At 74.1% G+C, this 5,136-nt stretch carries 2 protein-coding genes; both read right to left on the reverse strand.

Going from position 1 to position 5,136, the window contains the following annotated elements; all coding sequences use genetic code 11:
- Window positions 1-4,336 (reverse strand): type I polyketide synthase (locus ACWD4A_RS35025; protein ID WP_451200481.1); only part of this gene is annotated, 4,336 nt, incomplete at its 3' end.
- A gap of 80 nt (window positions 4,337-4,416) precedes the next feature.
- A partial coding sequence (locus ACWD4A_RS35030) for an acyl carrier protein (protein WP_451200480.1) occupies window positions 4,417-5,136 on the reverse strand: 720 nt, incomplete at its 5' end.

A 5,136-nucleotide genomic window follows, 5' to 3' on the forward strand; every position in this document is an offset into this window, starting at 1 on the left:
GGGGGCTTGTGGTGGGTGTGGTGGTGGCTCGGGTGAGTCGGGGGGTGTAGATGTCGCCGTTGCGCAGGGCCAGTTCGGGCTCACCGCTCGACAGGGCCGCAGAGGCGAGCCGCCGCGCGGATTCCGGCGTCCCGTCCGAGTCGACCAGGACGAAGCATTCCGGCATCTCGGCCTGCGCGGAGCGCACCAGACCCCACACGGCCGCGCCGACCAGGTCGACCGGCAGCCCGTCCGGCCCGGCGGCGCCCTGGGTGACCACGGCCAGCCGGGACGAGACCGGCCGGTCCTCTGCCGACCACCGCTGCAACGCGGCCAGTACGGTGCCGAGGACGTCGCGCAGCCTCCGTGGCACCGCCTCCGCGTCGGAACCGTCCGCGACGTCCACCGGCGGGCAGGCGACGAGCAGGAGATCCGGCATCGGCCGGTCCGCCGATCCGTCGGCGGGCGCCGGGGCCCCGGCCGGCAGCAGGCCGTCGTACGCGGCGGGGTCCGCGGACCCGTCCAGGAACGCCCATGGCACCGGGTCCGCTGAGGCCGCCCCGCCCGTCGTGGGTGCGGCCTGCCACTCCACCCGGAACAGCGAGTCGCGGTGCGGTGCCGGAGCGGCCGACAGCGCACCGGCCGCGACCGGCCGCAGCAGCAGGGCGTCCACGGACGCGACCGGAGCCCCGGCCGCGTCCGCCAGCCGCAGGCTCACCGCGTCGTCACCGGACGACGAGACCCGTACCCGCAGCGCGGCCGCGCCCATGGCATGAAGACTCACCCCGGACCAGCTGAAGGGCAGCCGGACACCGTCGCCCGAGGCGTCGGCACCGGCAGTGTCGAAACCGGCAGTGTCGAACGGGCCGAGACCGGCGGCGTGCAGTGCCGCGTCCAGCAGCGCCGGGTGCAGGCCGAACCCGGCCGCCTCGGCGCGGGCGTCCTCGGGCAGGGCGACTTCCGCGAAGACCTCGGCACCGCGCTGCCAGGCGGCACGCAGCCCCTGGAAGACCGGGCCGTAACCGTAACCCTGGTCGCCGAGCCGCTCGTACAGGTCCGACACGTCCAGCGCGATGGCGCCCGCGGGCGGCCAGACGTCCGGCGTGTCCGACACCCGAGCGGCCGCCGCCGGGCCGGCGGCGGTGGGGTCCGGCTCGGGTACCAGGAAGCCCTCCGCGTGCCCGGTCCACGCCGCGTCGGCGCCGTCCGCCGCGGCTCCGGCCAGTGGGCGCGAATGCATGCTCACCGGCCGCCGGCCGGCCTCGTCGGGCACGCCGACGAAGATCTGGAGCTGGACGCCGCCCTTCTCGGGCAGCAACAGGGGTGTGGTCATGGTGAGTTCGTCGATCCGGCCGCAGCCGACCTGGTCGCCCGCGCGTACCGCGAGTTCCACCAGCGCCGTACCGGGCAGCAGCACCGTGTCGCCGACCGCGTGGTCCGCCAGCCAGGGATGGGTGTCGAGGCCGATCCGGCCGGTCAGCAGCGCACCGTCCGCGCCGGCCAGCCCCACCACCGCACCCAGCAGCGGATGGTCGGCGGCGTCGAGCCCGGCCGAGGCCGCGTCCGCACCGGCCGCGTCCGGCCGCGGCCAGTACGGCCGGCGCTGGAACGGGTAGGTGGGAAGATCCACCCACGACGGGGCGTACGGCGCGAGTGGCGACGCCCAGTCCACGGCGACCCCCTGGGCCCACACCTCGCCGAGGGAGAGCAGGAAACGGTGCATGCCACCGTCGTGCCGGCGCAGCGAGCCGACGGCCGTGACCTGCCGGCCCGCCGCGTCACCGGTCTCCTCGATCCCCATGGACAGCACCGGGTGCGGACTGGACTCGACGAAGACGCCGTAGCCGTCGGCCAGCAGCGCCCGGGTGGTCTCCTCGAAGCGCACCGTCTGCCGCAGATTGCGGTACCAGTACGTCGCGTCGAGCTCACTGGTGTCGATCAGCGACGCCGTCACGGTCGAGTAGAACGGGATGCGGGACGCCCGGGGAGTGATGTCCGCGAGGACCTCCAGCAACTCCCCCTCGATGGACTCCACATGGGCGGAGTGCGAGGCGTAGTCGACCGGGATCCTGCGCGCCCGGACGCCCTCCGACCCCAACTCGGCGAGGAGTTCGTCCAGCGCGTCGGAGTCGCCGGAGACGGCGACCGACCCCGCGCCGTTGATCGCGGCGACGGACAGCCGGCCGTCCCAGCGGAGCAGCCGCTTCGCGACCTGTTCGGCAGGGGACGCCACCGACATCATGCCGCCGGGGCCCGCCAGCCGGCGGGCGATGGCCTGGCTGCGCAGCGCCACCACCCGGGCGGCGTCCTCCAGGGACAGCGCGCCCGCGACACAGGCGGCCGCGATCTCGCCCTGGGAGTGGCCCACCACCGCGGCGGGCTTCACCCCGTGCGCGCGCCACAGTTCGGCCAGCGAGACGAGCACGGCGAACAGCGCCGGCTGGACCACGTCGACCCGTTCGAGGTCCGGCGCGCCCGGCTCGGCGCGCAGGACGGCGATCAGATCCCAGTCGACAAAGCGGCCGACGGCCTCCGCGCACTGCCGTATCCGCTCGGCGAACACGGGTGAGGCGTCGAGGAGTTCGCGCGCCATGCCGGCCCACTGGGAGCCCTGCCCGGGGAAGACGAAGGCGACCTTGGACCGGCCTCCCGCGATGCCGCGCACCAGGTTGTCCGGCACCTCGCCGTCGACCGTGGCCCGCAGCCCGGCCAGCAGCCCGTCCACATCGTGCGCGACCAGCACGGCGCGGTGCTCCAGCGCGGCACGGGTGGCCGCCAGGGAGTGCGCGACATCCACCGGGCGCAGCTCGGGATCGGCCGCGACACGGCCGGCCAGCCGGTCGGCCTGGGCACGCAGCGCCGCTTCGCTCTTGGCGGAGATGAGGAACGGCAGCGGCGGGGCGACCGGAGCACCGGCCGCCGTCGCGTCGGCGGTCGCGGTCCCGGGCCCGCCGGAGGGCGCGGGCTCGGCCGGAGGGGCCTGTTCGAGGATCACATGCGCGTTGGTGCCGCTCAGGCCGAACGACGACACGCCCGCGCGGCGGGGGCGGTCACGCTGCCACGGCACCGGCTCGGTGAGCAGCGCCACCGCCCCGTCCTCCCAGTCGACCTTGGCCGACGGGGCGTCCACATGCAGGGTCCTGGGCAGCACGCCGTGCCGCATCGCCATGACGGCCTTGATCACCCCGGCCACCCCCGCGGCGGCCTGGGTGTGCCCGATGTTCGACTTGACCGAGCCCAGCCACAGCGGCCGGTCGGCCGGGCGCCCCTTGCCGTAGGTCGCCATCAGCGCCTGGGCCTCGATGGGGTCGCCGAGTACGGTACCGGTGCCGTGCGCCTCCACGACGTCCACGTCCTCGGCGGTGAGCCCCGCGTCGGCCAGTGCCTGGCGGATGACGCGTTGCTGGGCGGGGCCGTTGGGGGCGGTGAGGCCGTTGCTGGCACCGTCCTGGTTCAGCGCGGAGCCCCGCACCACCGCGAGGATCCGCCGGCCGCTCCGGCGCGCGTCGGACAGCTTCTCCAGGACGAGCATGCCGGCGCCCTCGCCCCAGCCCGTACCGGCGGCGGCGTCGGCGAAGGACCGGCAGCGGCCGTCCAGGGCCAGCCCGCGCTGCCGGCTGAACTCGACGAAGGTACGGGCCGTGGACATCACGGTGACGCCGCCGGCCAGGGCCAGCGTGCAGGTGCCCTGGCGCAGTGCCTGCACCGCGAGGTGCAGCGCCACCAGCGAGGACGAACAGGCCGTGTCGATCGAGACGGCGGGTCCCTCCAGGCCCAGGGTGTAGGAGATCCGGCCGGACACGATGCTGCCGTCGGTGCCGGTGACCATGAACCCTTCGGCGCCCTCGGGGACCGTGCCCACCCGCACCGGGTAGTCGGTGGCCATGACGCCCGCGTACACACCGGTCCGGCTGCCCGACAGACTCTGCGGATCGATGCCGGCCCGCTCGAACGCCTCCCACGCGACCTCCAGCAGCAAACGCTGCTGGGGGTCGGTGGCGGTCGCCTCGTGCGGGCTCATCCCGAAGAAGGCCGCGTCGAACTCCGGTGCCCGGTGCAGGAACCCGCCCTGGCCGGTGTAACTGGTGTGCGGGCGCTTCCCGTCCGGGTCGTACACCCCGTCGAGGTCCCAGCCCCGGTTGTCCGGGAACCCGGTGATCGCGTCGGTGCCCGCGTCGACGAGCGACCACAGATCCTCCGGAGACTCCACGTCTCCCGGGAAACGGCAGCTCATGCCCACGATCGCCACGGGTTCCGCGGCGGCGGCCGTGGCCTCGTCGTACCGTCGGCGCAGCCGCTCGTTCTCCAGCAGCGACGCGCGCAGGGCCTCGGCGATCTTCTGGACAGGTGTATCCACGGTCGTCACTCGCATTCCTCGGTCACTCGTATCACTGGGCTCGCTCCGCCCGGCCGGGTGCCGGCACCCGGCCGGAACGGTCACTCGGGCTGTTCGGAGTCGCTGCGCTCGAACGCCTCACGGACGAGATCGTCGATGTCCATCGCCAGGATCGCGTCGCTCTGGTCGGGATGACCGCCGAGGCCGCTCCCGGCGGCGTCCGTCAGGAGATCGGCAGGGGCATCGGCGACGGCCACGGCGCCGCCCTCCGTGCTCTCCGCCTGGGGTGTGACCGGGGCCAGTGCCAGCAGCGCGTCGAGCAGCCCGGCTTCCCTGATACGGGCCAGCGGCACCGATTCGAGCAGCCTGCGCACCCCTTCCTCGTCCGCCTCCGGAACCCGCAGACGCGCCTCGATCTCCTCGACGGCCGACAGCAGTTCCTCCAGCAGGTACTTCGCCAGGGTCTGCGGTGTGGGGTAGTCGAAGACCAAGGTGGCCGGCAGCCGCTGACCGGTGACCTTCTTGAGCCGGTTGCGCAGTTCCACCGCCGTGAGCGAGTCGAATCCGGAGTCCTGGAACGACCGGGCCGGATCGAGCGACGAGCCATCGGCGTGCCCGAGCACCGCGGCCACCTCGGCGCAGATCACGTCCTCCAGCAGCCGGTGCCGGTCCTCTTCGCCGAGCGGGGCCAGCCGCTCCTCAAGTGAGGCGGTTTCCTGGACTGTTGTGGTGGTGTGTGCGGTGGGGCGGGTGGGTGTTGGGGGGTTGAGGGTGTGGAGGAGGGGGTGGGTGGGTGTGTGGTGGGGGTTGGGGTGGATGGG

It is taken from the genome of Streptomyces sp. NPDC002537, from assembly GCF_053594975.1.